This is a genomic window from Williamsia sp. Leaf354, from assembly GCF_001424365.1.
Classification (GTDB): Bacteria; Actinomycetota; Actinomycetes; order Mycobacteriales; family Mycobacteriaceae; genus Williamsia_A.
The window spans coordinates 833,237-859,433 of record NZ_LMPL01000005.1 but is presented as its reverse complement, the minus strand read 5'-3'; the positions used below and the strand labels follow the sequence as shown (position 1 = coordinate 859,433).

General features: G+C 69.8%; 18 protein-coding genes and 1 pseudogene. 7 read left to right on the top strand and 12 right to left on the bottom strand.

Annotated features, from left to right (window positions below; all coding sequences use genetic code 11):
- Positions 1–142: 142 nt before the first annotated feature.
- The 7 genes from ASG12_RS20590 to ASG12_RS20560 all read right to left on the bottom strand — a co-directional run bounded on the left by ASG12_RS20590 (position 143) and on the right by ASG12_RS20560 (position 10,701).
- Positions 143–1,309 (bottom strand): endo-1,4-beta-xylanase, encoded by a 1,167-nt coding sequence (locus ASG12_RS20590; protein ID WP_055793654.1) that lies wholly within the window; start codon positions 1,307–1,309, stop codon positions 143–145.
- Positions 1,306–2,694 (bottom strand): O-antigen ligase family protein, encoded by a 1,389-nt coding sequence (locus ASG12_RS20585; protein WP_055793652.1) that lies wholly within the window; start codon positions 2,692–2,694, stop codon positions 1,306–1,308. The genes ASG12_RS20590 and ASG12_RS20585 overlap by 4 nt, the downstream gene beginning before the upstream one ends.
- Positions 2,691–3,857 (bottom strand): glycosyltransferase family 4 protein, encoded by a 1,167-nt coding sequence (locus tag ASG12_RS20580; protein ID WP_055793650.1) that lies wholly within the window; start codon positions 3,855–3,857, stop codon positions 2,691–2,693. Before ASG12_RS20580 ends, ASG12_RS20585 begins: the two co-directional genes overlap by 4 nt.
- Entirely contained in the window at positions 3,854–7,216 is a 3,363-nt protein-coding gene (locus tag ASG12_RS20575) for an oligosaccharide flippase family protein (RefSeq protein ID WP_055793648.1), read from the bottom strand. Before ASG12_RS20575 ends, ASG12_RS20580 begins: the two co-directional genes overlap by 4 nt.
- On the bottom strand, positions 7,213–8,136 hold the full coding sequence (locus tag ASG12_RS20570) for a glycosyltransferase (protein WP_235457840.1): 924 nt from the start codon (positions 8,134–8,136) through the stop codon (positions 7,213–7,215). Before ASG12_RS20570 ends, ASG12_RS20575 begins: the two co-directional genes overlap by 4 nt.
- Before the next feature lie 394 nt (positions 8,137–8,530).
- Positions 8,531–9,514: an amino acid--[acyl-carrier-protein] ligase gene (locus ASG12_RS20565; protein WP_055793966.1), complete on the bottom strand. Its 984-nt coding sequence runs from the start codon at positions 9,512–9,514 to the stop codon at positions 8,531–8,533.
- A gap of 5 nt (positions 9,515–9,519) precedes the next feature.
- Positions 9,520–10,701, bottom strand: coding sequence for an acyl-CoA dehydrogenase family protein (locus tag ASG12_RS20560; RefSeq protein WP_235457709.1), 1,182 nt, complete (start codon positions 10,699–10,701; stop codon positions 9,520–9,522).
- A gap of 327 nt (positions 10,702–11,028) precedes the next feature.
- On the opposite strand from ASG12_RS20560, the gene ASG12_RS20555 reads away from it, so the two are divergent.
- Genes ASG12_RS20555 through ASG12_RS20535 form a run of 5 tightly spaced genes read left to right on the top strand, consistent with a single transcriptional unit; the run spans position 11,029 to position 16,169 of the window.
- Positions 11,029–11,268, top strand: a complete 240-nt coding sequence (locus ASG12_RS20555; protein WP_055793646.1) for an acyl carrier protein — start codon at positions 11,029–11,031, stop codon at positions 11,266–11,268.
- Positions 11,265–12,239 carry a DUF1839 family protein gene (locus tag ASG12_RS20550; protein WP_327197968.1) on the top strand — a complete coding sequence of 325 codons (975 nt, stop codon included), beginning with the start codon at positions 11,265–11,267 and terminating at the stop codon, positions 12,237–12,239. Before ASG12_RS20555 ends, ASG12_RS20550 begins: the two co-directional genes overlap by 4 nt.
- Complete coding sequence (locus tag ASG12_RS20545; protein WP_055793644.1) at positions 12,236–14,698, top strand: hypothetical protein; 2,463 nt, start codon at positions 12,236–12,238, stop codon at positions 14,696–14,698. Before ASG12_RS20550 ends, ASG12_RS20545 begins: the two co-directional genes overlap by 4 nt.
- Positions 14,695–15,807: a glycosyltransferase gene (locus ASG12_RS20540; protein WP_055793642.1), complete on the top strand. Its 1,113-nt coding sequence runs from the start codon at positions 14,695–14,697 to the stop codon at positions 15,805–15,807. Before ASG12_RS20545 ends, ASG12_RS20540 begins: the two co-directional genes overlap by 4 nt.
- Positions 15,804–16,169, top strand: coding sequence for a holo-ACP synthase (locus ASG12_RS20535; protein ID WP_055793640.1), 366 nt, complete (start codon positions 15,804–15,806; stop codon positions 16,167–16,169). Before ASG12_RS20540 ends, ASG12_RS20535 begins: the two co-directional genes overlap by 4 nt.
- A gap of 4 nt (positions 16,170–16,173) precedes the next feature.
- On the opposite strand, the gene ASG12_RS20530 is transcribed toward ASG12_RS20535, so the two are convergent.
- The gene (locus ASG12_RS20530; RefSeq protein ID WP_235457699.1) at positions 16,174–17,502 is read right to left on the bottom strand and encodes a sugar transferase; all 1,329 of its coding nucleotides are present in this window, start codon (positions 17,500–17,502) and stop codon (positions 16,174–16,176) included.
- Between the two features lie 475 nt (positions 17,503–17,977).
- Between ASG12_RS20530 and ASG12_RS22375 the strand changes: the two are divergent.
- A pseudogene (locus ASG12_RS22375) lies at positions 17,978–18,106 on the top strand (cupin domain-containing protein); the annotation flags it as partial.
- Between the two features lie 153 nt (positions 18,107–18,259).
- On the opposite strand, the gene ASG12_RS20520 reads toward ASG12_RS22375, so the two are convergent.
- Together ASG12_RS20520 and ASG12_RS20515 are read right to left on the bottom strand one after the other, a co-directional pair.
- Complete coding sequence (locus tag ASG12_RS20520; protein ID WP_055793634.1) at positions 18,260–19,513, bottom strand: pyridoxal phosphate-dependent aminotransferase; 1,254 nt, start codon at positions 19,511–19,513, stop codon at positions 18,260–18,262.
- A gap of 55 nt (positions 19,514–19,568) precedes the next feature.
- Positions 19,569–20,900 carry an EAL domain-containing protein gene (locus ASG12_RS20515; protein WP_156378208.1) on the bottom strand — a complete coding sequence of 444 codons (1,332 nt, stop codon included), beginning with the start codon at positions 20,898–20,900 and terminating at the stop codon, positions 19,569–19,571.
- 128 nt (positions 20,901–21,028) lie between these two features.
- Here ASG12_RS20515 and ASG12_RS21830 point away from each other — a divergent pair, with 128 nt between their 5' ends.
- The gene (locus ASG12_RS21830; protein WP_156378207.1) at positions 21,029–21,196 is read left to right on the top strand and encodes a hypothetical protein; all 168 of its coding nucleotides are present in this window, start codon (positions 21,029–21,031) and stop codon (positions 21,194–21,196) included.
- Between the two features lie 170 nt (positions 21,197–21,366).
- Here the strand turns inward: ASG12_RS21830 and ASG12_RS20510 are convergent, their stop codons facing one another.
- Together ASG12_RS20510 and ASG12_RS20505 are read right to left on the bottom strand one after the other, a co-directional pair.
- Positions 21,367–24,717: a (Fe-S)-binding protein gene (locus ASG12_RS20510; RefSeq protein ID WP_055793630.1), complete on the bottom strand. Its 3,351-nt coding sequence runs from the start codon at positions 24,715–24,717 to the stop codon at positions 21,367–21,369.
- A 126-nt stretch (positions 24,718–24,843) separates the two neighbouring features.
- Complete coding sequence (locus ASG12_RS20505) at positions 24,844–26,103, bottom strand: acyltransferase (RefSeq protein WP_055793628.1); 1,260 nt, start codon at positions 26,101–26,103, stop codon at positions 24,844–24,846.
- Positions 26,104–26,197: the final 94 nt, after the last annotated feature.

The following is a 26,197-nucleotide window of genomic DNA, read 5'->3' as shown; positions in this document are numbered from 1 at the left end:
CAGCGGCGGTCGTCTGTGTGGACCTCGCGATCCGCGGCAACGGTGAGGCTCGGCTGCTGAGAACTGCCCCCAGGCGACAGTCGGAGGGACCATTCCCCTCGGACTGTCCTCTCGGGGCAGTTCTCAGCAGCGGACCACCGCCTCAGCGGCAGTCGGCGGCGGCGCGTACCTCGTCGTAGGCCTTCTTGGGGCTGAAGTCATTGCGCAGCAACCCGAAGTTGTCCTCGGCGTCGGAGCGATCGGTACCGGCATCGCGCAGGCTGTAGACGAAGAACGGTCCGAAGTGTCCGCGCGACCGTGTCGACATGATGGCCGAGAAGAGCGAATCGGCCTGGAACTGCTCGGAGACCTTCTGCTTGTCGGTGCCGCCCGTGGGTGCCCCGTACTCGGTGACCCACAGCTTCTTGGCGCCGTCACCGTTGCGCCGCATCGTCGCGTAGAGCGCCGGCAACTGCGCGAAGGCGTTGAACGACTTCGACGAGGAGTCCAGGGGCAGATAGGGATAGCTGTAGGGGTGGATGCCGACGGCGTCCCATGTCGACGAGTTGGCGACGCGGTAGAGCGTGCTCAGAAACCGTGTGGGCGCGATGTTGCCGCCCTCGTCGACCGCGGGTGAGAGCCCGGCCGTGACGATCGTGACGCCCGGGGCGGCGTTGGTGCGGATGGCGATCGACGCCGCCGTCAGCATCCGGCCGTACACCGCGACATCGGGTGCGGGCGCGGCGAAGTTGACGATGTTCGGCTCGTTCCACACCTCCCAGGCGGTGATCCGGTCGGCGTAGCGCCGCGCCGCGAGCCCGGCGAAGTTCCCGAACGCGGCGGTGTCGTTCGGCAGGGAGAACTCCTTGTCGAGCGCGCCCGGGAGCCGCGCCCACGTGGGTGTCGTGTCGACGATGCCGAGGACGGTCAGACCGCGGGCACGCGCGGCGTCGACCACACGATCGGTGGCGGCCCAGTCGTACTGGCCGCGGGTGGCCTCCACCGAACTCCACGGCACGTCGAACCGGATCCACCGCATGCCTCCGGCGACGGTCAAGTCGAGGGTCCGGGCGAGATCGGCGTCCGACAGCGACAGGAGTCCGCTGCCCGCGGCGACCCCGATCGGGGTCTGTGGCGTCGCCGCTACGCACGTGTGGTCGATCCCGGTGTCATGGATGCCCAGAACCCGGGCGAGCGGAGCCGGCATCACGGCGACGGTGAGCCCGACGGCCACGGCGAGAAGGGCGACGACGACCAGCGCACCGATCACCATGGTCCGTCGTCGCGTGGTGGCGATCAGTCGACGGACCCCGAATCTGCTGCGGGTCACCGCACAAGGGTAGTGGTGTCGGGCGGGGCGTCGACGGGTGCGGAGTCTGCGTCGTGGCGATCCCCGGCCCGGAGTTCGCCGTTCTCCGCGTCACGGCGGGGCGCGACCACCGTCGACGCCGCGGCGCCGAGCAGCAGCCAGAAGTAGGCGTCGTCGGGGAAGATCTCGAAGTACGTAGAGACCACTGCGGCGGCGGCGACGGCCACCGCGGCCGCCGAGACACCCACGCACAGATTGCGATCCACCGGGTCGGTCGCGACGCGCGACGCGCGCACGGTGTGCAGCACCGCGACGACGATCACGCCGACGAAGACCCACAGGGCCAACGGACCCAACTCGATCGCCACCTTGATGTAGTAGTTGTCGGGCTGATACGGCGCCGACGACGATCGGGTCGCAATCGCCACGACCTCGGCGGCCGAGCCCGTGGTACCGAGCCCGATCCCGAAGGGATGACCGAGGATCGAGGTGATCGAGTCGCTCCACCCGGTCCCGCGTTCCCCGAGACTGTTCGACGACAGGAACGTCGAGAGCACCGGACCGGAGAAGACGGCGGTGATCGCCGCGGCGACGACGGCGCCGATCCCGAGCGCGGTCAACAGCTTCCGGTAGCGATGAAAACCTATCCACAGCAGGCCGATCAGCAACCCGAGGAACGCGGCGCGCACCACGGCGGTGGACATCGCGGCGAGGTAGATCGGGGTGAGCACGAGGAACACCAGGTTGCGGGGGCGCCGTGGCTGCGCCACGGCGACCGATCCGCAGACCAGGAGCACGAGCATCATGAACAGCGCGAACGGGAAGGGCTGACCGAACGTGCTGAACGATCGCAACAGCCCACCGGCGAAACGGATGTCGGTGTTGTAGGCGAATCCCTGTGCGGCGAGGGCGTCGGCGCCAACGAACTGCTGGTAGATGCCATAGAGGCCGGTGCCGAGACCCAGCACCATCATGATCGTGATCAGGTGATCGCGGTCGCCGGCGTCGAGCGGACGCAGCCAGATGATGATCGGGAACACCAGGCCGTAGAAGAACGTGATCTTGATCGGCGACAGCGCGACATTCACCGGGAGGGTCACCAGGGCGCTGACGATCCCGATGACGGCGAACGCCGCGAACAGGTAGGCCCACGGTTGGGTGAAGCGCGGGACCGCCGACCAGCGTGTCCGGATCACCGCGCACACGGCGGTGAAGCCCAGCAGACCTTCCTTCCAGCCGTTGGGGAAGCCGGCGCCGAGCGCGAAGATCAGGATGTAGTGCAGCGGTGAGATCGCCGCGAACAACAGGACGCCGCGCTGCGGTCGGATCAGGATCCATGCCGCGACAGCGAGTCCCACGATCCCGGCGACACCGTAGGTCGCCGCGTTCATCAGGGCGGGGTTCATCGGGACCCGCCCCCACCGCGCGACGGTGCCGCGACGGCGTCGGCGGGTGCGGCCGGAGCGCTCGAGGATGTCGTGCCGAGGAGCAGGTCGAGCAGCGCCGGAACGGTTTCGCGGCGATCGTGGTGCTCGGCGACATGGGCGTACGCGCGGCGAACCATCGCCGCGGTGCCGTGCGGGTCGGCGGCGATCGACGACATGGCGTCGGCGAGGGCGACCGGATCGCCCGGGGGTACCAACACCCCGCGGCGGTCCGCCAACAGGTTTCGCGGGTTCCCGTGGTCGGTGGCGACGACGGGAACGCCTGCGGCCATCGCCTCCATCGCCGTCAGGGGGCCGGCTTCGGGCGCGATGCTCGCCGAGACGTGCACCGTCCACTGCGCGAGCGCGTCGGCGGCACGAACCCGACCCGGGAACGTCACGCGCCCGGCGAGATCAGGGTGTCCGGCACGCTCGCGCAGCTGCGCGGCGTACCCGACGTCGCCGGGGAAGGCCTCACCCGCGACGACCGCGGTCGCGTCGTCGAGTCGGGCGACCGCCTCGAGGAAGACGTCGACGCCCTTCCACGGGGTGAGCACCGACAGGGTTCCGGCCCGCAGCGGTCCGGTCGGCAGGGCGCCCGTGGGTGCGTCGTCGGGGATGTCGACGCCGAGGCGACCGACGGCGACGTGGTCGACGAGACCGTCGAGGGCCGACGCGGTCGTCGGGGACACCGCGACCACGTGATGCAGCAGTGGGCGGCCCGCGCCGATGAACACGCGTGTCTTCCGGCTCACGAGGTGGTCGTGGACGAGCCAGGCGACCGACCGGACGCCGGCGAGCCGCAGCGCGGGCAGGGTGTGGGCCGAGTTCGCGACGATCGCGGTGCCGCGGTGGGCCCGCAGCGTCCGCGCGGCGACGACCATCGACCGGGCCATCCCCCACGCCGCGCCGGCGCGGGTGCGACGACCGTGGTCGCGACCGAGGTGCGGGATCTCGACGTGGACGGCCCACGGCGGGAACGATTCCGAGAGCGGACCGACCGGGCACGCCACCGACACCGACATCCCGCGCCGGTGGCATTCCGCGGCGAGATCGAGCATCACCGACTCCGCGCCCGAGCGCTGCGGCGAATGTGTCACGAAGAGAATGCTGTCGGAGACGGCCGATTCACCACTGTCGATCATGACTGCTCCCGACCGTCGAGGGCGACCGCGTGGAGGCACTCGGTGAGCACCGCCTCGCGGACCACCGGATGGAATCCGGGATGGTCGCCGCCCGGGGCGACGTGGACCGAAGGGCCCCGACCGCTGCGGCTGACGCTGCTCAGCGCCTGCAGGCCGCGTTGGCTGAGGAAGTGCTCGTAGTCGCGGGTACCGAAGACGAGGTGCGTCTCGATCCCGGCCTTCGCCAGTGGACGCAGCAGCAGGCGCGGGCTCTGCATGACGCCGAGTCGGGCGACCGCGTCGAACAGCGGGTACGGCGCGAAGCGCGCCACGATCGGCTTGAGCCGACCGCGCAGCGACGGTGCCGTGTCGACGGTCGTGCCGGCGACCTCGGCGCTGAAGGGGGCGTCGCCGCCCAGCACCGGGGCGTCACGCCGCCAGGTGAGCTGGTTGACCAGCACGACCCGGTCGAGGTGCTCGGGTGTGTCGTCGGCGACGTCGAGGGCGACACGCGACGCCGACCACGACCCGGAGCAGATCCCCACATGGGTGAGCGGTCCGGCTGTGAGCGACCGCGCGAGATCGCGGACCTCGCGGGCGTCGGTGATCGACGTCGGGGAGTGCAGCGGTGCGAAGTCGTCGGCACGCTGGACACGTCCGCTCTCGCCGACACCGCGTCGGTCGTACCGCACGGTGACCGCGCCGAGCCGTCCGGCCTCGACGGCGAGATCGCGCCAGAGTCGGGCGGGGCCGGTGCGGATGTCGGCGGCCGTCGAGTGCACGACGAGCCCGCTGTGGGCGACGCCGTGGGCCGGGCGGGTGATCCACACCAGCGGACGGTCGGGGGCGGTGACGATCTCGGTGATCACCGACGTCGAGCCGGGCGCAGCCGGTTCGCCGTCGACGACGGCCCACGACCGTGTCCGGTGCTGCACCACGAGGGGTTCGGTGGGCAGCAGCTGATCGATCCAGGCGCCGATCGCGTGGACCGACTCGTGCGGCAGCTCCACCAGGAAGCTCGGCGGGGTGACGAAGGCGGTCGGGTCGACCGTGCGCACCACCTCGACGCGCCCGGCAGGGCGTTCGTCGTGCAGCAGGGCGCGGGCGGGTGCCGATGCGAGATCGGCATCCGATGTCGCGAGCAGGACGGGGCAGTCGGGCAGCGACTCGAGGGTGATCGACATCGCCGACAACGCCTGTGCGGTGTGGCGGTGCCAGCCGGCCCCGACGATGTCGACGACGTCGTCGGTGTGGCCGCGCAGCGACGACCCGGCCGAGTCGGCGGCGACGGCCATCCGGAACAGCTGGGTCTGGCCCCGGACGAAGGTCCGTCCCCGCAGCACCGGATCCCACAGCACGAGACCCGCGAGACCGTCGATGCGCTCGGCGGCGGCGGTGGCGAGCAGACCGCCGGCCCGGAGACCGACGAGGACGACCTCGCCGACACCGGTGCCACGCACATGGTCGACGGCATGACCGATCCCGGCGAGCCAGTTCTCGACCGCGTCGGGCGAATCCTGTTCTCCCCACGACTCACCGGTGTGCAGATGGTCCATCCGCAACACGACCATCCCCGACAGCGCGAGGTCCTCGGCGAGCATCCGCACCCCGCGGGTGGTGTCGATCTGTTCCTTGCCCAGCGGCGGGCACATCACGACCCCGGCCCGGGCCACCCCGGACACCGGACGGTGCACGGTGCCGAACAGCGGGGTCGACGCGGGGCCGAAGAAGGTCGGCTCGACGACGGTCGCGGTGTCGACGAGGTCGGGTCCCACCGTGTCGGGGCCATCACCGTGGGGGCCGCCGCCGTCGGGACCGGAACCGGTGGGGTCGGGCCCCGAATCGGTCGGGGCGGGGCCGGAGAGCATGCGGCGCGGGTCGATGCTGTCGGTGATCCCGACAACACGCGCGGCGACCGGGAGGGCCAGGGCGCCGACGACGCCGAGCACGATGCCGACCACCGAGTCGGCCGGGGCGAGCAGCGCGACGGCGGCGGTGAGGACGGCGATCAGCCCGACCAGCCCGAGCATGGTGCGCCACGGGAAGAGATCTCCGATGGCCACCTCGCGCAGGACCGTGGCCCAGATCAGCACGCAGACGACGATCTCGGTGCCCACGGTCGCGACGGCCGATCCCTCGAACGACATCCGGGGGATCAACACGACGTTGGCGATCACGTTGAGCACCAACCCGAATGCGGCGATGACCGGGAACGTGCGCAGGCGTCCGGTGCTGACCAGGGTCATGACGCCGAGCAGGGTGAAGCTGCTCAGGCCGGCGCCCAGCACGAGCAACCGGGTCGCGGTGGCCGCGTCGGCGTAGTCGGGGCCGTAGAGCAGTCGGACCAGGGGTGCCGCGGACGGCCAGATGCCGATCACGGCCATGCCGCCGAGCAGGGTGGTGAGGACGGCGGCGTCGCGCATGCGACCGCGGAACTCCTCGAGCCGTTCGGGCCAGCTGGCGACGAGCACCGTCACCAACGGGGTGGTCACCGCGATCCCGATCATCGAGACGAGATCGGAGAACTTGTAGGCGATCGCGTAGTGCCCGACGGCGTCGAACGAGTCGAGTTTCGACAGCAGCGGGATGTCGATCTTGGTCAGCAGCACCGTCAGTGCGAAACCGACGCTGAGCGGGAACGCCTCGCGCAGCATCTCCGACCAGCGCCAGATCTCGATGCGCTTGGCCGGGCGGAAGCCGAGCCCGCCGCGGTGCAGTACAACGCCCTTGGAGATGAGGGAGACCAGTTCGAACAGGACGGCCGGGATGACGACCACGAGCAGGACCGGCGCCACGATGACCGCGATGACGGTCGCCGCGAGCTGCACGATCTGGCTCAGCGACTCGATGACCGAGACGACGGTGAGCTTCAGGCGGCTCTGGTACAGCACGGTGAGCGAGTGGCTCGGTGTGGCGATGACGACCACGAGCCCCGCGATGGCGGTGGCGGTGACGACCACGCCCGGGTAGTGCGCGAGCACGACGAATCCGACGGCAGCGGCGTACCCGATGAGCCCCAGTCCGAGGCGCAGGGCGATGAAGGAGCTCGCGACGAGACGCGTCTCGCTCTCGCTGTCGCCGACGAGGCGGCTGAGCACGACACGGCCGACGCCGAGGTCGGTGATGACGCTGAGCAACCCGAGCAGACCGAAGACGAACGAGTACTGACCCCATTCCTCACTGCCCAGCGAGCGGGCGATGGCGATGCTGCCCGCCCACCCGAGTCCGGCGACGAAGAAGCGTCCCAACAACATCGAGCCGATGTTGCGGGCGATCGAGCCCTTCGGGGTGGGGGTGGCCGAACCCGGTTCCCCCGGGTCGACCGCGGACACCTCAGCCGCACCGGCGGCTCCCGGGCGGGTGTCGAGGGTCGCGGTCACCGGGTGCTCTCGTAGACCTCGAGTGTCGCGGCGGCGGTGGCCTCCCAGCTCAGCGCGCCGGCCGCGATCGGGCCCCGCTCACGCAGATGGGCTCCTGTCTCGGGGTCGGCGGCCTCGCGCAGGGTGCGGGCCCACGCCAGCGGGCCATGGCCGGCGACGAGCAGCGCACCGTCGGCGACGACGTCGGGCAGGGCGCCGACCGCGCTGGCGACGACGGCGCCGCCGCAGGCCATCGCCTCGATCGGCGGGAGACCGAAGCCCTCGTAGCGCGAGCAGTACGCGGTGACCGTCGCCGCGGCGTACAACGCGGGGAGGGCGGCGGTCGCGACGTATCCGAGACCGTGGGCCGACGCCGGTGCGTCCGGTCCGGTCGAGCCGGCGCCGGCCAGCACCAGCGGGATGTCGGCCTCGGCGCAGGCCTCGGCAAGCAGCGCCACATCCTTGCGCGGCTCGACCGTCCCGACCTGCAGGACGAAGCGCTCGGGCAGGTCGAGACGATCGCGGACCTCCGCGACCGCCTCGGCGCTCGGCGGGGTCGCCCACGACGCGGGGGCCAGCGGGATGACGTGTGCGCCGCGACCGAAGATGTCGGCGATCCGCTCGGCGGTGAACGACGACACCGCGATGAGCACGTCGGCGCGGTTCAGCGCCCGCCACAGCAGGGCCCGTTCACCGCGGGCGCGCAGTGCCGACGACGCCCACGGGGTGTCGAACACCGACAGGTCGTGCACCGTCGACACCGTGATCCCGTCGCGCAGCAGCGGCAGGTCCACGTCGAGGGAGTGGAAGACCCGGCCGGGTGTGTGCACCGGCCGCAGACCCGAGAGCGCCCGACGGACACCGGAACTGACCGGTCGGGTCAGCGGTTCGACCGAGGTGGGCAGCTCGCCCACGGCGTCGCTCTGGACGACCGCGGCCATCGACAACTCCGGTGCGAGGCTGGCTGCCGCCGCGACGAGTTCGCGTGCGTAGGTCTGTACCCCGCTGCCGCCGGGCCGCAGCGCCAGTGCCCCGAAGACCACGTCGTGGACGTCGGTCGCCCGGGGCGCCGGGGTGGACACCGCGGCTCGGCTGGTGAGGGGCCGGCGCGGCGACGTCGTCGCCGAGGACGGCAGAAGGCGAGGGGTGGAGGAGGTCGTGGCGGACGAGATCGGTGCAGAAGTCATGGCGGTGGTGGTCATTTCGGCCGGGGTCGCGTCGATGCGCGACTCGAACTGGGAAGCGGTCACCCGTGTCGTGGCGACGGGCGCCATCGTCGGTCGGGTCTCGTCGGGCAGGCTCATCGGAGTCTCGTCTCGACTCCGTGGGCGCGGGTCAGGCGATGAGGCCGCGCTGCTGCGCGGGCCAGGCGGACACGTCGAGACCGTGCGTGGCGAACATCGCCAGGGCGATGCGCTCCATGCCGAAGCCGACGCAGGCGCTGTGTGCGACATCGCCGTCGGCGGTCGCGATCGTGAACGTCTCACCGAAGTGGTCGCGGTGGCAGTTGCACGACACCACGGCCGTCCCGTCGTCGAGATCGCCGTACAGCGACACCACGAGTTCGGTCTTGAGGTTCTCGTCGAGCTGGTTGGCGGCCAGCATCTTTCCCGCGCGCCCGAAGAACGGGTCGTTGGCGGGGACGTCGCGAGCGGCGAGGCCCAGCTGATCGAGCACGTCGAGGCCCCGGGGCACCCAGCTGTCGCGGTGGTTCTCGGCCTGCTGCGGCGTCCCCACGATCACGAACTCGTGCATGCGGAACGCCTGCATGCGGGCGGGATCGACGGCGGGCTCGTGCCGGAAGCAGTATCCGTAGACGTCCATCAGCACACCGCCGTCGGGCAGCGTGCCGGTGAGCGTGGAGTAGCTCGGATGGCATGCGGCCGAGACGAGCATCGTTCCCGCCGAGGCGAGATGGTGGTCCCAGTCGGCACCCGACTCGCGGTCGGCGAGCAGCGCGCGGTGCGCCTTGTTGTCGCCGGTGAAGGTGGAGATGGCGCCGGTGAGGTTCGGGAACGACGCGATGTAGTCGGTCTTCTCGAACGACTCACGCGGGAACACGGGTGGGAACCGCAGTCGGCGCGGCGCGTCGGCGTGCGCGGCGCGGCCGGCCGCCACAACGACCTCGTCGATCGCGTCGATGACGTCCTCGAACATCGCACCGCGGCCGTAGAGGCCGTCGATGCCCGAGGGCACCAGGAGCCCCGCGTCGATCAGGTCGTCACGGAACTGTGCGCGCGCCCGGTCGAGCTCGCTGACGGGCGGAGCCGTTGTGGCGGTGGTGGGTTCGGCGGTCCCCGATTCGGTGATCACGGTCATGTCCGTCACCCCCGGTAGGCCAGCACGAGCTGGGCGTTGTTGGCGCGGATGCGGTCGTTGGACACCATCAGCTGCGGGCCGAACGCGTCGCGGAGCAGGCGCCCCATCGATGCGGGGTGGTCCTCGCGGTATCCGCTGATGCCGCAGAGCTGCAGGGCACCGATGACGACGTCGACGATGGTGGTCGACGCGTCGAGCTTGAGGTTGTTCATCGCGAGGGTGAAGCCGACCGTGGTGTGCTCCTCGCCGCTGGCGAGAAACGCCTCATAGCGGTCGATCTCGCGGGTCACCGACGACACGAAGCGCTGGTGCACCACGGTGAGGTCGGCGAACTTCACCGCCTGGGGCGGCGGCGATCCGCCGGGCGACTTGCGCGCGGCCGAGCGGACCTGGGCACGGGCCTTGGTCATCGCGGCGTCGGCGATGCCGAGCCACACCGACGCCCACAGGGTGTGCGACGCGGGCAGCATGGTGTGCGCGGAGATGGTGGCGTAGTCGACGGGCAGCACATGGGCGGCCGAGGTCTGCGCGTGGAGCTGGAAGCCGGGGCTGCAGGTGCCGCGGAAGCCGAGAACGTCCCAGGTGCCGGTCTTCTCGAGCCGGGTGTCGGCGCGCGGACACGCGACGAGCACCTGGTCGGTGCTCGGGCTGTCGGGGGTGCGTCGCGCCGTCGCGAAGACGTAGTCGGCGTACTCGCCGTAGGAGATGACCGGTGCGTTCTTGTCGAGGACGACGGTGTCGCCCCCGGCTGTGTCCCTGGAGACGACAACCGCGCAGGTGGAGCTGCCGACGTCACCACCGGTGGTGATCTCGGTGGTCGCCGAGGCCAGAAGCGCGTCGGACTCGGCGATCACACGGGTGAGCTCGGCGGCCGCACCCGAGGTCGCGTGGAAGCGCAGCGACAGTGCCTGGGTGTGGTGCATCGCGAAGATCATGGCCGTCGAGCTGCAGACCGCGCCGAGCTTGCGGCCGATGGCGCACAGGTCGGTGATCGACGTGGAGCGTCCGCCGAGTTCGACGGGCAGTGAGCAGGACAGCAGTCCCGACGAGCGCATCTCGTCGACGGCCTCGAACGGGAATCGTGCGTTGCGATCGACATCGTCGGCGTGTGCGGCGGCGACCGCGACCGTACTGGTCGGATCGGGTGCCTCGACGGCTTCGGACGTGCGTACAGCGGTGATTGTCACCGAACTTACCCCCCCGGGTGATCGGAAATATTGATCTGTGGGCCGTGCGCATCGGCGACATCGGCAACGACCCCGGCGATGGTGAACGTCTCCTCAGCGCGCGTGGACCCGACGCGTGGTGCTGCGGTACGTTCCTCGGTACGGTATCGCAAAGGTCGAGGTTTGACGAGTTGCAGATGCCTCATCGAGGGTGAGGCAATCGGCACACTGGGCGACCGGATCGACGTCACACGGGGCGGGGGAGTCCCGACGTCACACCGCGCCGGTCGGAAGACCCGGCCGGGCAACAGTTCTCACGGCAACAACTGATTCAGGGGGAAGTGCACGATGCAGGACCAGATCCGTCGTATTCTCGTGTCGCACGGCAAGATGGCCGTCGACGCCATGTCGGTCGACAGCTCCGTCGATCTCTATGAGCTGGGTCTCACCTCGCACGCGAGTGTGAACGTGATGCTCGCGCTCGAGGACGAGTTCGACATCGAATTCCCGGACACCGATCTCAAGAAGTCGACATTCGCGACAGTGGACAGCCTCGCCGCGGTCGTCGGGAGGCTGGTCCCGGCATGACCGCCGCGCCGATGATCATGTCGGCGGGTATCGCCGACCCGGAACATCATGTGGCGCACCGGATCCACACCGACGCCGAACGGATCTGGCCGGAGACGAACTGCTACGTCGACCTGTGGGTCGAGGCCCTGCATCTGCTCGGCCACGACCCGGTGCCGTCGCTCATCTCGGTGTTCGCCGCCGACCACGACGGCGGGCAGTGGACGTTCATCAAGCCCGAACAGCACGACCTGCGTGTCCTCTACGGCATCGAGGTCACCGAGGAGGCCCTGTGGCGTCCGGTGCTCGACACCGTCGAGAGCGGACCGGAGCGCGGGCTGATGCACACCGTGGAGGTGGACAGCTGGTGGCTGCCCGACACCGCGGGCAGTGACTACCGCAGCGGCCACGTGAAGACCACGATCGTCCCGCTGTCGGTGGACCGCGCCGCACGGGAGATGGTGTACCTGCACAACGCCGGAGCCCACCGCCTCGCCGGCGAGGACTTCGACGGCGTGTTCGGCCTCGGGCCGGGTGTGCACCCCGAGTTGCCGCCCTACACCGAGCAGATCCGCCGCACCGTCACTCCCGCGGCGCCCGAGCGTGCGCTGGAACTCGTACGCGCGCATCTCGATCGGCGTGCCCCGGGCAACCCGGTCGACCGGCTCGCGGACTCGGTGCGCGACGCCGTCGCGTGGCTGCCCGACGCCGGCCTCGAGACCTTCCACCGATGGGCCTTCGCCACCCTGCGCCAGTGCGGTTCGACCGCCGAGCTCGCCGCCGACGTGGTGGTGTGGCTCGAGTCGCAGGGCGCGGTGGGCGCGGCTGCGGCACGGGATCCGTTCCTGGAGGTGGCATCCGGGGCCAAGTCGGTGCAGTTCCGGATGGCGCGTGCCGCCCGCGGCCGTGCGGTCGACCCGAGCGAGACGCTGGCGGCGATGGCCACCGCGTGGGACGCGGCGCTGCACATCGTCGACACCTCCGTGGGGTGAGCGCCGTCGCGACGACCCTGCCGGGCGGTCTGCTGGTGGCGACCACCGCCGGCGCCGTAATCGACCCCGCCGGCCTCACCGGTGACGTCCTCACCGCGGGGGTACCGATGCCGCGGCCGACGGTGGTCGACGCGGTCGACGGATGGCGCTCGCTGTGCGCCGCGGACGCCTCGGTGGACGACGTCGACTGGTGGTTCGTCACCGACACCGACGTCGCGGCGACCACACGAATCGTGTTCGAGGGACTGAGTTTTCCGGCCTCGGTGTTCGTCGACGGCGTCGAGGTGGCGACCGCGGCGTCGATGTTCCTGCCCGTCGCGACCACGGTCGGTCCGGGTCGTCACCGGATCGTGGTGCGCTTCGGGTCGCTCACCGCGTGGGCGTCGACGCGGCGCCCCCGCGGCCGCTGGCGGTCGTCGCTGGTGGCGACCCAGGGCTTGCGCTGGGCGCGCACCACGCTGCTCGGTCGCGCGAAGGTCTACGGCGATGTGCCCGCGCCGGTGGGTTTCTGGCGCGGCGTCACGCTTGCCGACGCGCCCGCGGTCACCGATCTCGACGTCCACGCCGACCCGACCACGGGTGTCGTCGCCGTGCGCGGTCGCTGCCTCGACACCGACGGGAACCACGCCGACGCCGCGACCGTGGCCGTGCGTCTGGTCGATCCCGACGGTCAGGCGATCGAGTCGACCGCCGTGGTGACCGACGGGACGTTCTCCACCACGCTCACCGTGGCGCGGCCCCGACTCTGGTGGCCCCACGGGTACGGCGAGCAGCCCCTCTACCGGCTGACGGCGGCCACCGCCGACGATCCGGGTCTCACGAGGACCGTCGGCTTCCGCACACTCGCCGTCGACACCACCGACGGCGGCTTCACCCTCGTCGGCAACGGCGTCCCGATCTTCGCCCGCGGCGCCGTGTGGACCCCGGTGCGCCCCGGCGCGGTGCCTGACGTCCCCGCCGCGATCCGGCGGCGGCTGCACCTGCTCGCCGACGCGGGCGCGACGATGGTGCGGATACCGGGCGGGCTGTTGCCCGAGGACGCCGAGTTCGCCGACGCCTGCGCCGAACTCGGACTGCTCATCTGGCAGGACGCGATGCTCGCCACCTTCGACCCGCCGCCCGATCTCGACGACACCGTCGCCGCCGAACTCGACGCGATGCTGCGCGCGGTGTCGGGGAACCCGTCGATCGCCGTGGTCAGCGGCGGGAGTGAGACGGTGCAGCAACCGGTGATGCTCGGACTCCCGCGTGAGGGCCGGACGATGCCCCTGATCGAGACCACGCTGGCCGAGCGGGCCGCCGCGTACGGTCTGCCCTATGTCGAGTCGTCGCCGAGCGCCCCGCCCGGCAGCGACGCGTTCCCGCTCCGACCCGACACCGGCGTCAGCCACTGGTTCGGCGTGGGCGGGTACCGACGCCCGGTCGCCGACGTCGTCGGTGCCGACGTCCGTTTCGCCGCCGAGTGTCTCGCGTTCTCCATCCCACCGTCGCCCGCGGCGATCGAGCGGCACTTCGGCGCCGCGGCGGCCGCGGGGCACACCCCGGAGTGGAAGGCCGCGGTGCCCCGTGACCGCGGATCAACCTGGGATTTCGAGGACGTCCGAGACCACTACGTCGCCGCACTGTTCGGCGTCGATCCGTCGGCGGTGCGCAGCCGCGACCACGAGCGTCACCTGCAGCTCGGTCGCGTCGCGATCGCCGAGGCGATGGCCGCCTGTCATGCCCACTGGCGCACCGACCCCCGCTGCGGCGGTGCGCTCGTGTTGACCGCGGCCGACACCACGCCCGGCGCGGGATGGGGCCTCATCGACGTCGACGGCGACCCCAAACTGCCGCTGTCGGTTCTCCGTCGGGTGTGGGCCCCGGTGACGGTGCTCGTGCGCGACGCGGGACTCGCCGGCATCGTGATCGACGTCCTCAACGACACCGGGGCGCCGGTGGTTGGGGAGGTGTCGCTGTGCGCGACCACCGACGGTGGATCGGTGGTCGCCGAGGGCGTCGCGCAGGTCACCGTCGGCCCGCACGGGTCGGTGCGGCTGTACGACAGCGAGATCACCGGCGTCTTCCGTGACCTCTCCGACGCCCATCGGTTCGGGCCGCGCACCGCCGACGCCGTGGAGGTGGTGCTCGGCGTCGACGGCGCGCCGCGGTGCCGCGAGGTGTTCGCCGTGCGCCCCGCCACCGAGACCGTCGTGATCCCCGCGGGCACACTGCAGGCGTCGGCCCTCGTCGTCGACGGAGGGTGGTCGGTGCGGCTGGAGTCGTCGGTCACCGCACGATGGGTCGAGATCGACTGCCCCGGATGGACTCCGGCCGATTCGGTCTTCCATCTCGCCGCCGGCCGACCCTACGAGGTCACGCTCACCCCCGCAGACGGGACCGACGTCGTACGTGGTCCCCGGGGGCGCGTCCACAGCCTCGACCTCTCGGCGCCGGTGACCGTCGCGGTGTCCACGTGAGCGGGTCGCGGATCGCCCTCGTCCACGAGCGGCTCACCGAGATAGCGGGCAGCGAACACGTCGTCGAACAACTCGCCGTCGAATGGCCCGACGCGCAGCTGCGGGTGCCGATCTCCGACCCCGACGCCGTCGTCGACGTCTTACGGGGACGTGTCGACGTGTCCCGACTCGATGCGGTCCACCGGATGATCGGTCGGCGCACCTACGCGCCGCTGCTGCCGCTCGTCCCGACAGCACTGCGCCGCAGCTCCTTCGCCGACGTCGATGCCGTCGTCATCAGCCACCACGCCTTCGCGGTGTCGGCCGCGCATGCCGCCGGCGACATCCCGACCATCGCCTACGTCCACTCCCCGGCCCGGTGGGCCTGGGATCGGGAGATGCGCGCCGGAGAGGCCTCGGGTCCGGCGGGACGGACTGCTTTGGCCGCCCTCGCGGCGGTGGCGCGGCGGGCCGAATCCGGCGCGGCGCCGAGGCTCACGGCGGTCGTGGCCAACAGCACCGAGGTCGCTACCCGCATCGAACGGTGGTGGGGTCGCGAGGCGGTGGTGATCCATCCGCCGGTCGACACCGAGCGCTTCACCGTCGACCCCGGCGCGACGCGGGGTGACTTCTTCCTGCTCGCCGGCCGCCTCGTGCCCTACAAGCGCCCCGATCTCGCCGTCCGTGCCGCCCGCCTCGCCGGTGTGCGTCTCGTCGTCGCCGGGTCCGGGCGCTGGCAGGCGTTGTGCGAGAGCCTCGCCGGACCGGAGACCACGTTCCTCGGACGTGTCGACGACGCGGAGATGACGCGGCTGCAGCAGACCGCGCGCGCCCTCGTCATGCCCGGTGTCGAGGATTTCGGGATCGTCCCGGTGGAGGCGATGGCGAGCGGTACCCCGGTGATCGCCCTCGCCGACGGTGGTGCGCTCGACACGGTGGTGCCGGGCGTCTCGGGTGTCCTGGTGCCGGGCGGCTCCGACGACGAGGTCGTTGCCCGTCTCGCCGAGGCGATGGCGTCGTTCGACGACGGCGCCCTGGATCCTGCCGGTATCGCCCGTCACGCGGACATGTTCTCGCGCAGCACCTTCCGGCGTTCCATGCGGACCCTGGTCGACTCGGTGGCGCGGTGAGTCACGCACTCGGATGCGACCTCGTGTCCCTGTCCGACATCGTCGAATCGGTGGAGGCGTTCGGTGACCGGTTCCTGACACGGGTGTTCACCGCGGGTGAGCTCGCCGCGGCAGGGGGTGACACCGCGCGACTCGCGGCGCGGTTCGCGGCCAAGGAGGCGGTGATCAAGGCGCTCGCCGTCACCGACGAGGCGACGGTGCCCACCGAGATCGAGGTCGTCGGAGCCGGTGTCGCACCCACGCTGCGACTCCACGGTGAGATGGCGCGTCGGGCGCGGGCGCAGAGGTGGGGCGAGATCGTCCTCACCCTGTCGCACACCGACTGTCACGCGATGGCGGTCGTGCTGGCCGAGACCCACTGAGGGGTCAGGAGCCGGTACCGCGCAGCATCGCCTTGAAGGTGAGCAGCACGATCTTGGCGTCGAGCCAGATGCTCCAGTTCTCGATGTAGAAGTTGTCGTAGATCGCGCGGTCGTCGATGCTCGTGTCGCCGCGCAGCCCGTTGATCGCGGCCCAGCCGGTGAGACCGACGTGTACACGGTGGCGGTGCTGGTAGGACGGCACGGTGCTCTCGAACTGCTCCACGAAGTGCGGCCGTTCGGGGCGCGGACCGACCAGCGACATGTCGCCGCGCACCACGTTCCACAGCTGCGGCAACTCGTCGATCGAGGTCTTGCGCAGGAAGCGTCCGACGGCGGTGAGTCGCAGGGTCCGGTCGGGACTCCAGTCGATGTCGGAGGTCGCCGCCGACACCGGTCGCATCGACCGGAACTTGTACAGGTTGAACAGGGTTCCGTTGCGTCCGGTGCGCTGCTGCTTGAAGATGATCGGCCCGCTGCGGTCGGTGACCGCGACGGCCAGCGCGCACACGAGCAGGACCGGGGACACCAGGAGGAGGGCCAGGGACGAGACGACGAGATCCACGAGACGTTTTGCGTGCCAACACCATGCGCGCTGGGCGCTGCGGCGGACGTGGACGAGTGGGACGGTGTGCACACGGTCCATGTCGTTGGTGAGATGGACGAACTCGAACAGGCGCGGGACGATGAAGATCTCGCAGTCGAGGTCGTCGCACTGGCGCAGCGGGGACACGTAGTTCTGATCGGTGGTGCGACTGAACGCGACGATCACCGTCTCGACGTCGTGACGCATCACGATCTCACGCAGGTTCTCGACACCGTCGGTGACCGGCGTCCCCCACTCGACGATCTCGGGGAGGGGGTCGGAGTCGACCACGATGACCGGTTCGAGCCCGAACTCCGGGTGCTGCTCGAGGTTCTGCAGGATCTTCGAGGCGACCATGCCGCCGCCGACGATCGCGGTGCGCGAACGCATGGCGGGGCTGCTGCGGCGTCTCGCCCGCACGACCGCGTAGTAGAGGACCCGCAGCACGAACAGCACCGACGCGACACCGAGGGCCTCGATGCCCGCGCGCAGGATGGGTGTCGTGGGATCGAACACCACGACGACGGCGAGGGTGGCGAGCACGCAGAAGCCGGCGAGACGCGGAAGTACCTCCAGCGCAGAGGCGTTGAGGCGCGAACGGTAGAGGCCACCGGTGCCCAGCAGGGCGACGAAGACCGCCGCCTCGGGGATGGGCCACCGCTGCTGCGTGGCGGTGGCGAGCAGGATCGTGACGATGACCAGTTCCAGCGCGACCAGGAACGCGTCGATGCGCTGGCGGCCGAAAGCCACACGACGGACACGTCGCGGTGGCGACGTGACCTCGGCCACGCCACGAAAATTCCTGACGCTCATGACTCCCCCAAAACATGGAACTCCGTGACCCGACGACGCGGATCACCTTCCCCCTGGAACGCACGTGTCCCCACACGAACCGCGTTACCGAGTACATCTTGGCACAGATTCACTAGTGAGAATGTCCAGTGTGGAGTGAAGTGCATGACTCGCCCCGGGAGTACGAACACACCACAGAAGTTTCCGACGTCCGATTTATCCGATACCGTGGCGTACCCTCCCGTCCTCGACAACCGAGAGAGCCGCGATGCCCCGCCGACACCCGACCGCCGTACCTGCGATCAGGGCCTACACACCCGACGACGTCGACATGGTTGTCTCCCCGGTCAATCCGGCGTGGATCCGCTCGGGGTCACCCGTCGCGCGCGAGGCGCGGTGCGACTCGAGCCGCGACGGCAGCACCACGACCTGGGTGTGGGACTGCACGGCCGGTGTCTTCGACTGGTACTTCCCGGCGGACGAGACCGTGCACATCATCGATGGTGCGGTACGTGTCTCGGCCCCCGGCTGCCCCTCACGCGTGCTGCACCCCGGTGATTCCGCGGTCTTCGCCGCCGGGACCTGGGCGCTGTGGGAGATACCGGTCTACGTGCGCAAACACGCCGTTCTCCGGCAACACATCCCGGCGCCGATCCGTTTCGTGATGCGCGTGCACGGGCGACTGACGCGCCGCGACCCGGGATCGCCGCCTGCGCTACTGCCGGTACCCGGAGAGAAAGTTGCCCAGTCGTTCGACGGCGTCGACGAGATCACGCGACCACGGCAGCGTCACGATCCGCAGATGATCCGGTGTCGGCCAGTTGAACCCGGTGCCCTGCACGACCAGGATCTTCTCGCGTAACAACAGATCCTGCACCAAGAGTTCGTCATCGTGGATGTCGTAGTACTCGCGGTCGATCTTCGGGAACGCGTACAGCGCACCCATCGGCTTCACACACGACACCCCGGGGATCTCGTTGAGCTTCTGCCACGTCACGTTCCGCTGCTCGAGCAGGCGGCCGCCGGGTTTCACGAGGTCGTCGATGCTCTGGTACCCGCCGAGTGCGACCTGGATCGCGTGCTGGGCGGGCACATTCGAGCACAGTCGGGTCGACGCGAGCAGGGAGAGGCCCTCGATGAACCCCTTCGCGTGGTCCTTCGGTCCGGTGATCGCGACCCATCCCGCGCGGTAGCCGCACACCCGGTACGCCTTCGAGAGTCCGTTGAAGGTGAGGCACAGCAGATCCGGGGCCAGTGACGCGATGTTGATGTGCTCGGCGTCGTCGTAGAGGATCTTGTCGTAGATCTCGTCGGCGAGCAGCAGCAGTGAGTGCTTGCGAGCGAGATCGACCAGCTGGGTGAGGATCTCACGCGAATACACCGCGCCGGTCGGGTTGTTCGGGTTGATGACCACCAGGGCCTTCGTCCGGGGGGTGATCTTCGACTCGAGATCGGCGATGTCGGGATTCCACTCGTTGGCCTCGTCGCACAGATAGTGCACGGGCTTCCCACCGCCGAGCGCGGTCATGGCCGTCCACAGGGGATAGTCCGGCGCCGGGATGAGGACCTCGTCGCCGTCGTCGAGCAGCGCCTGCATGGTCATCGTGATGAGCTCGGAGACGCCGTTGCCGAGGAAGACGTCGTCGACGTCGAAGTACGGGAAGTCGGGGATCGTCTCGTAGCGCGTCACCACGGCACGTCGGGCCGAGAGGACGCCGGCCGATTCGGAGTAGCCCTGCGAGTACGGCATCGCGTGGATCATGTCGCGCATGATCACGTCGGGGGCGGCGAAGCCGAACAGGGCCGGGTTGCCGATGTTGAGCTTGAGGATGCGGTGTCCCTCGGCCTCGAGGCGTGCTGCGTGGGCGTGCACCGGTCCACGGATCTCGTAGCAGACGTCGCGGAGTTTCGCGGACTGCTCGAGTGGCTTGAGGGTGGTGGTGACGTGGGGTACGCGCGGTCTGCTCACCGATCCATGATCGCACCCCGCGCAACGCGATAAACGCCACGGGCGGCGTGGTCGGTCAGACGCGTGCGGCGGGCGGGGTGATCGCCGGAGCGGGCTGCGGACGGCCGAAGAGGTATCCCTGCGCGTGGGTGAACCCGACCTCCCGCAGCAACGCCACCTGGGAGCGGTCCTCGACGCCCTCGGCGACACTGACGATGCCGAGCTCGTCGGACAGGCGGCACACCGTCTCGACGATGCTCCGTTTGGTCGGGTCGTCGCCCATGTCGGCGACCAGCGACCGATCGATCTTCGCGACGCTGATCGGGTGATCGACCATGTAGCGCAGCGCGGCGTATCCCGTACCGAGGTCGTCGACGCAGATGATGCAGCCCAGCGCCGCGAGCTCGTGGATCGTCGCCGACGCGGGGGAGTCGGTGGTGATCATGTCGCGTTCGGTCACCTCGATCCACAGGGTCTCGCCGGCGACGGAGTGCTGGGCGAGGATGGCGGAGATGTGCGCGGCGAGGTCGCGGTCGAACAGCTGCTGTGACGAGAAGTTCACCGACATGAACAACCGTGGGTTGCCGGTCTGGGCCTGCCAGACGGCGAGCTGTCGGATGGCCTCGGCGACCCCCCACCGGCCGATCGGCACGATCAGGGATGTCTCCTCGGCGGCGTCGAGGAACGTGCCCGGTAGACGGACGCGGTTGTCGACGGTCCACCGCAGCAGCGACTCGTAGCCGACCACCTCGAGGCCGTCGACGGTGACGATCGGCTGATAGTGCAGCGTGAACGCCTCGCCGACCGCCGTCGCCAGTTCGGCGGCCAGTTCGACCTCGCGCTGCAGGCTCGTGATCGACACCTCGGAGGCATAGGCGAGATGGGCTCCGCGGGTGAACGCCGAGTGGACGGCCGCGATGGCCGCCTGCATGAGGTCGTCGGCCCGGCGGGATCCGATCGCGTCGATGCCGTTCGATGGGGAGGTGGGGGAGTCCAGCGGGACGTCACCGGGGAGTGCCACACCGATGTGGGTCTGCACGAAGTAGGAGACGTCGTCGACGTCGATGGTGGTGGCCAGGCGCCGGCTCAGCGCTTTCACCAGGTCGTCGAGGTCGGCGGTGGAGGAGTCGACAAGGATCGCGACGTGATCGGGTGTCGCCCGCAGGACCGCGCCGCGGTCGCCGACGAGCTCGGCGAGAGCGGTCATCGTGGCCCCACGCACCGCCGATCCGGCGCCGGGACCGAACGCCGCGGCGATGCGGTCGGCGGCTTCCATGCGGATCGCCACCACGGCGAGATGTTCATCGGGAATCGAGACGGCCGATTGCTGTAGATCGGCGTCCGCGCCGGGGTCGACGGGAGTCGGGGCCGATTCGGAGGAACCGGGCACGCCGTGCTGCGCTGACACGCGGCGCCCCTCTCGTCGATCGCGATGACGACAGCGACACCCGCTGTCGATCGAACGTACCGCGAAATGATAGCCAGGCGTGTCGTGTTGCGGACCTCCGAAAACGTGCAGATCGACGCAATGTGGTGATGACCACGCTCGACGTGGCCGTCGGGGTGCGTGCGGTCGGGAGCGGGTCCGGGTGCATCGTGGCGATGTCCGTCCGCATCCGCGACAGTCGGGTGGTCGGTGCGCCGGGAGTTCCGAAGACGTTGGGCGGCAACGATTCACGGCGACGCGGCGGCCGGGTGTCGTGATCGCGGTCATCGACACGGTGCGCCATCACCCCACCGACGACGAGACCGGCCGGCGCACGCGGGCGCGTGCACCGGCCGGTCTCGGTCGCTATGCGGTGGACCACCGTCTGGCGTCACCTTTTGGTGTTACTCACAACACGACGTCTGTCCCGAAACAGACAGCGCAGGTCTCAGGCGCCGGGGCGCTTCTTCCCCGCCGCGATACCGAACCCCGCCGCCTTCGACGCGCCGGTCTCGGTGATCACCTTCGCGTCGCCGGACGAGCTGCCGTTCCCCGCGGACTCCGCGTTCCCGTTCGACTCGGGGGTGCCGTTGGACTCGGCGTTCCCGTTCGACTCGGCGGTCCCGTTCGACTCAGCCCCGTTCGACTCGGCCCCGTTCGACTCGGCCTTGGTGGGCTCGGTCTTCTCCGGCTGGGTCTGCTCGGGCTCGGTCTTCTCGGGTTCGGTCTTCTCGGGTTCGGCCGGTGTGGCCTCGGCCTTCGGTGCGGCCGGAGCCGACGTCTTCGCCGCCTGGCCCGGACGCTTCGCCGCACCCATCCCGAAGCCCTTGGCCTTGGGTTCCGGTGCGGGAGCCGCGGATTCGGCCGACGCGGAATCACTCGGTGCGGACTCGGCCTTCGCAGGCTCGGCCGCCGCCGAGTCGGTCTCTGCGGGCTCGGTCTTTGCGGACTCGGCCTTGGCGGGCTCGGCCTGCGGCTCCGTGGCCGTCGACTCGGCCTTCGCGGCCGGTGCGGCCTTGGCGGCCTGACCGGGGCGCTTGATCCCGCCGGACATCCCGAAACCCTTGGCCTTCGGTTCCGGTGCGGCCACCGACTCCGACTTCTCCGGTGCGGACGCCGACGCATCGGCTGCGGGCTCTGCCTTTTCCTCCGATGTCTCGGCCGGCGCCGTCGACTCGGCGGCCGGTGCGGCCTTCGCGGCCTGACCCGGTCGCTTCATGCCGCCGGCCATGCCGAAGCCCTTGGCCTTCGGTTCCGGTGCGGCCACGGTCGACGACGCCTCGGCGGGCGCGGCCTTCGACTCCGTGGAGGTGTCCTTGGCGGGCGCGTCGGCCTTGGCGGCCTGGCCGGGACGCTTCATGCCGCCGCCCATGCCGAGCCCGACCTTCGGCTTCTCCTTCACGGCGGTGCCGGTCGCCTGCGCGGCGGCCTCGGCGGGTTCGGCCGCGGTCGTCTGCTCGGTCACCGCCTCCGCCTTCGCGTCGGTCTTGTCGAGCGTCGCGGTACCGACCGTGGCGTTGACGCTCGCTCCGCTCAGGGCGGGGCCGAGGAAGCGTCCGCCACGCTTGATCTCGGCGGCGCCGCGGGTGACCGACTCCAGCAACAGCTGCGCCACGTCGACGACCTCGACCTTGTTCTCGAGGTCGGTGCCGCTGGTCTTGGCGGTGGTGCCGTCGCTGAGCATCACCTTGCAGAACGGGCAGCCGGTCGCGATCTTCTGGTTCTTCTCGCCCGACCCGTCGAGGGTCTCGAGGGCCTCGTCGACCCGATCGAGGTTGATGCGCTTGCCGATCGACTCCTCCATCCACATGCGGGCGCCACCGGCGCCGCAGCACATGGAACGTTCGCCGTGGCGCGGCATCTCGCGCAGCGCCGACCCCGACGCCGCCATCAGCTCGCGGGGCTCCTCGTAGACCTTGTTGTGCCGGCCCAGGAAGCAGGGGTCGTGGTAGGTCACGTCCTCGGCCACCGGGGCCACGGGGATGAGTCGCTTGTCGCGCACCAGGCGGTTGAGGAGCTGGGTGTGGTGGACGACCTCGTAGTCGCCACCCACCTGCGGGTACTCGTTGCCCAGGGCGTTGAAGCAGTGCGCGCAGGTGACGACGATCTTCTTGCGCTGACCGGGTGCGGTGGCGAACATCTCGCCGAGCGTCTCGATGTTCTGCTGCGCGAGCATCTGGAACAGGAACTCGTTGCCCGAGCGGCGCGCCGAGTCACCGGTGCAGGTCTCGCCCTCGCCGAGCACGAGGAAGTTCACCGCGGCGATGTCGAGGAGCTCGGCGACGGCCTTGGTGGTCTTCTTCGCGCGGTCCTCGTAGGCGCCGGCGCAACCGACCCAGAAGAGGTACTCGAAGCCCTCGAACGTGTCGACGTCCTGTCCGTAGACGGGGATGTCGATGTCGATCTCGTCGATCCAGTTGGTGCGGTCCTTGGAGTTCTGACCCCAGGGGTTGCCCTTGTTCTCGAGGTTCTTGAACAGGCCGGCGAGCTCGGACGGGAAGTCGGACTCGATGAGCACCTGGTAGCGGCGCATGTCGATGATGTGGTCGACGTGCTCGATGTCGACGGGGCACTGCTCCACGCAGGCACCGCAGTTGGTGCAGCTCCACAGGGTGTCGGTGTCGATGACGCCGCCGGCGCCCTCGCCCTCGCTGGGTCCGACGAGGGGACGTGCGGCCTCGGCGCGCGCGGCGGCCGGGATCTTGTCGAGTCGGGCCTGGTCGACGTTGCCGTCGGCGTCGACGAGTCCGACCTCGTCGCCGGCGGAATCGGTGCGTCCACCGGCCAGCAGGTAGGGCGCCTTGGCGTAGCCGTGGTCACGCAGCGAGGTGATCAACAGCTTGGGCGACAACGGCTTACCGGTGTTCCACGCCGGACACTGGCTCTGGCAGCGACCACATTCGGTACACGTGGTGAAGTCGAGCCAGCCCTTCCAGGTGAAGTCCTCGATCTTGCCGGCGCCGAAGGCGTCGACGTCGGGGTCGGCCTCCTCCATGACGAGCAGTTCGCCGCGCGACATCATCGGCTTGGCCGCGCCGAGCGCGACGCCGCCGTCGTCCTCACGCTTGAAGTAGATGTTGAAGAACGCCGAGAAACGGTGCCACGCAACGCCCCAGGTGATGCGACGGCCGACCACGGCCAGCCACACCATGCCCGACAGCAGCTTGATGGCGGCGAAGATCGACACCAGCAGCGGGCTCTCCGGCAGGAGCTTCGCGACCTGCATCGTGAAGAAGTCCGAGCCGACGTGCCCGTCGCCGAAGGTCGCGATCTTGCCGGCCTTGACGAAGATCATGCCGAGGCCCTCGAGCAGCACCACGGCCTCGACGAAGTAGGCCGCGCGGAAGTTCGACCCACCGAACCGCGACAGCCGCTCGGGCACACGCGGGTGGTTGAGCTGGCGGATGATCATCAGGGTCACGATGCCGACGACGGTGCCGATGCCCAGCAGCTCGTCGAGCAGGTGCCACACGAAGGTGTCGCCGAACAGCGGCCAGTGGAACTCCGGGTTGAACGTCTGACCGTAGGCCTCGAACCACAGCAGCGAACCGACGACGAAGCCCATCATCACCAGCCAGTGCGCCCAGCCGACGGTGCGGAACTTGACCATCCGCGTGTGGGCGACGAACTCGATCATCATCTGCTTGAAGCGGGGGATGACCGGCGTCAGCCGGGTGGTGTCGCGTTGTCCCTGGGCGATGGTGCGGATCATCTTCCACACACCCGAGAAGAACAGAGCCCAGCAGCCGAGGCTGATGAGTGCGGCGATGGAGCCGATCGTGATCGTCGTGGCGCTCAAGGCGAGGGGCCTTTCTCTCCAGGGCGATCGCGGCCGATGCCCAGGTGTCCTTGCCTAAACGTTAAGGCCTGGTGGCCGGTGCGCGCAGCGAAGGTTCACCTAAGTTCTCACCTGGGGTGATGTTGGTTACCCGCGAGTAGGTTCGAGCGCTCGCTCGGTACCCTTCCGCTCCGCCGCCGCCGACGCGCGATCACGGCGAAACGGAATTCTCGGGCGGCCCGTCAGATACAGCGCAAACGGTGCGCGCCGCAACACCTCGGCGACGACGAGCGTGATCGCGACGGTCAGCACGTAGACCACGATCGTGGCCCACGGCACGCCCAGGTGTTGCTCGAACCAGCCCTTCGAGGTGACATCGATGCGCGGCAGGATCAGCAGCTGCAGCACCAGGACGTGGGCGAGGAAGATCGCGAACGAGCGGTTCGAGGCGTAGGCGACGACGCGATTGAACCGCGGCGTGCGGTCACGGCGATCCGACCAGCGCACGGCCACGCTGTAGAGCGCGGTGATGGCGAAGAAGATGAAGGGCTGCAGCGTCGGGTTGAGCGCGAAGCCAGCATCGACGGGGGTCTGCCCGCTGTCGACGCGCTGGGTGTACGTGACGTAGGCGAAGACGGCGCTCGCGACGAGACCGGTGACGATCCACCACCCGTGGGCGCGTACCCAGGCGTCGACGCGGTCGCGGTGCACCGCCGCCACCCCGCCCAGGAACACGAAGAACTGGTACGGGATGAAGGTGGAGTACGCGTGCCACCAGTTGACGTAGAGCCAGCTGCCCTCCGGGGCGCTGAGGTGGTTGAGCGACCACAGGATCGCGAGCTGCGCCGCGCCGCTGACCATCAGCAACGCGAGGTGATGTCCCCGCGTGGCCCGGACGATCCACAGGATCACCGGGAACAGCAGATAGAACTGCATGATCACGAACAGGAAGTAGAGGTGGAAGCCCGCGGTGCCCCACGCCAGACCGCTCCACAGGGTGTCGAGCGAGAACGGCAGCTGCGACCACCCGCTCGCCGCGACGACCGAGAACGCCCAGTAGACGACCGACCAGATGAGGTAGGGGATCGCGACGAGCTTCAGGCGGCGTCGCCAGAACCGGATCGACGCGAAATCGGCCTTGTCGTAGTTGCCGAACATGAGCACGAACCCGGTCAGGAAGAAGAAGGCGTTGCGGGTGAAGTGCCCCCACATGCCGAGCGCGTTGGTCGCGAACGAGGTGTCCGACGCGTTCGTGTTCGTCAACACATGACAGAAGATGACCAGCAGGAACGTGCTCCCGCGCAGGAAATCGAGCTGGTGGAGGTGTCCCCGGCGACCACGCGGCGCCGACTCGGCGACCGGTGCGGTCGCCTGTCGGTGGGCGGCGTCGGCGAGCGTCGACGTCATCGATCTGCTCGCATGGCGGGGGTGAGCATCGCCGCGACGCTACCAGTGGCATCGGAACAGACCCAGAATCGTGATCTGGGCCACGAGTGCATCC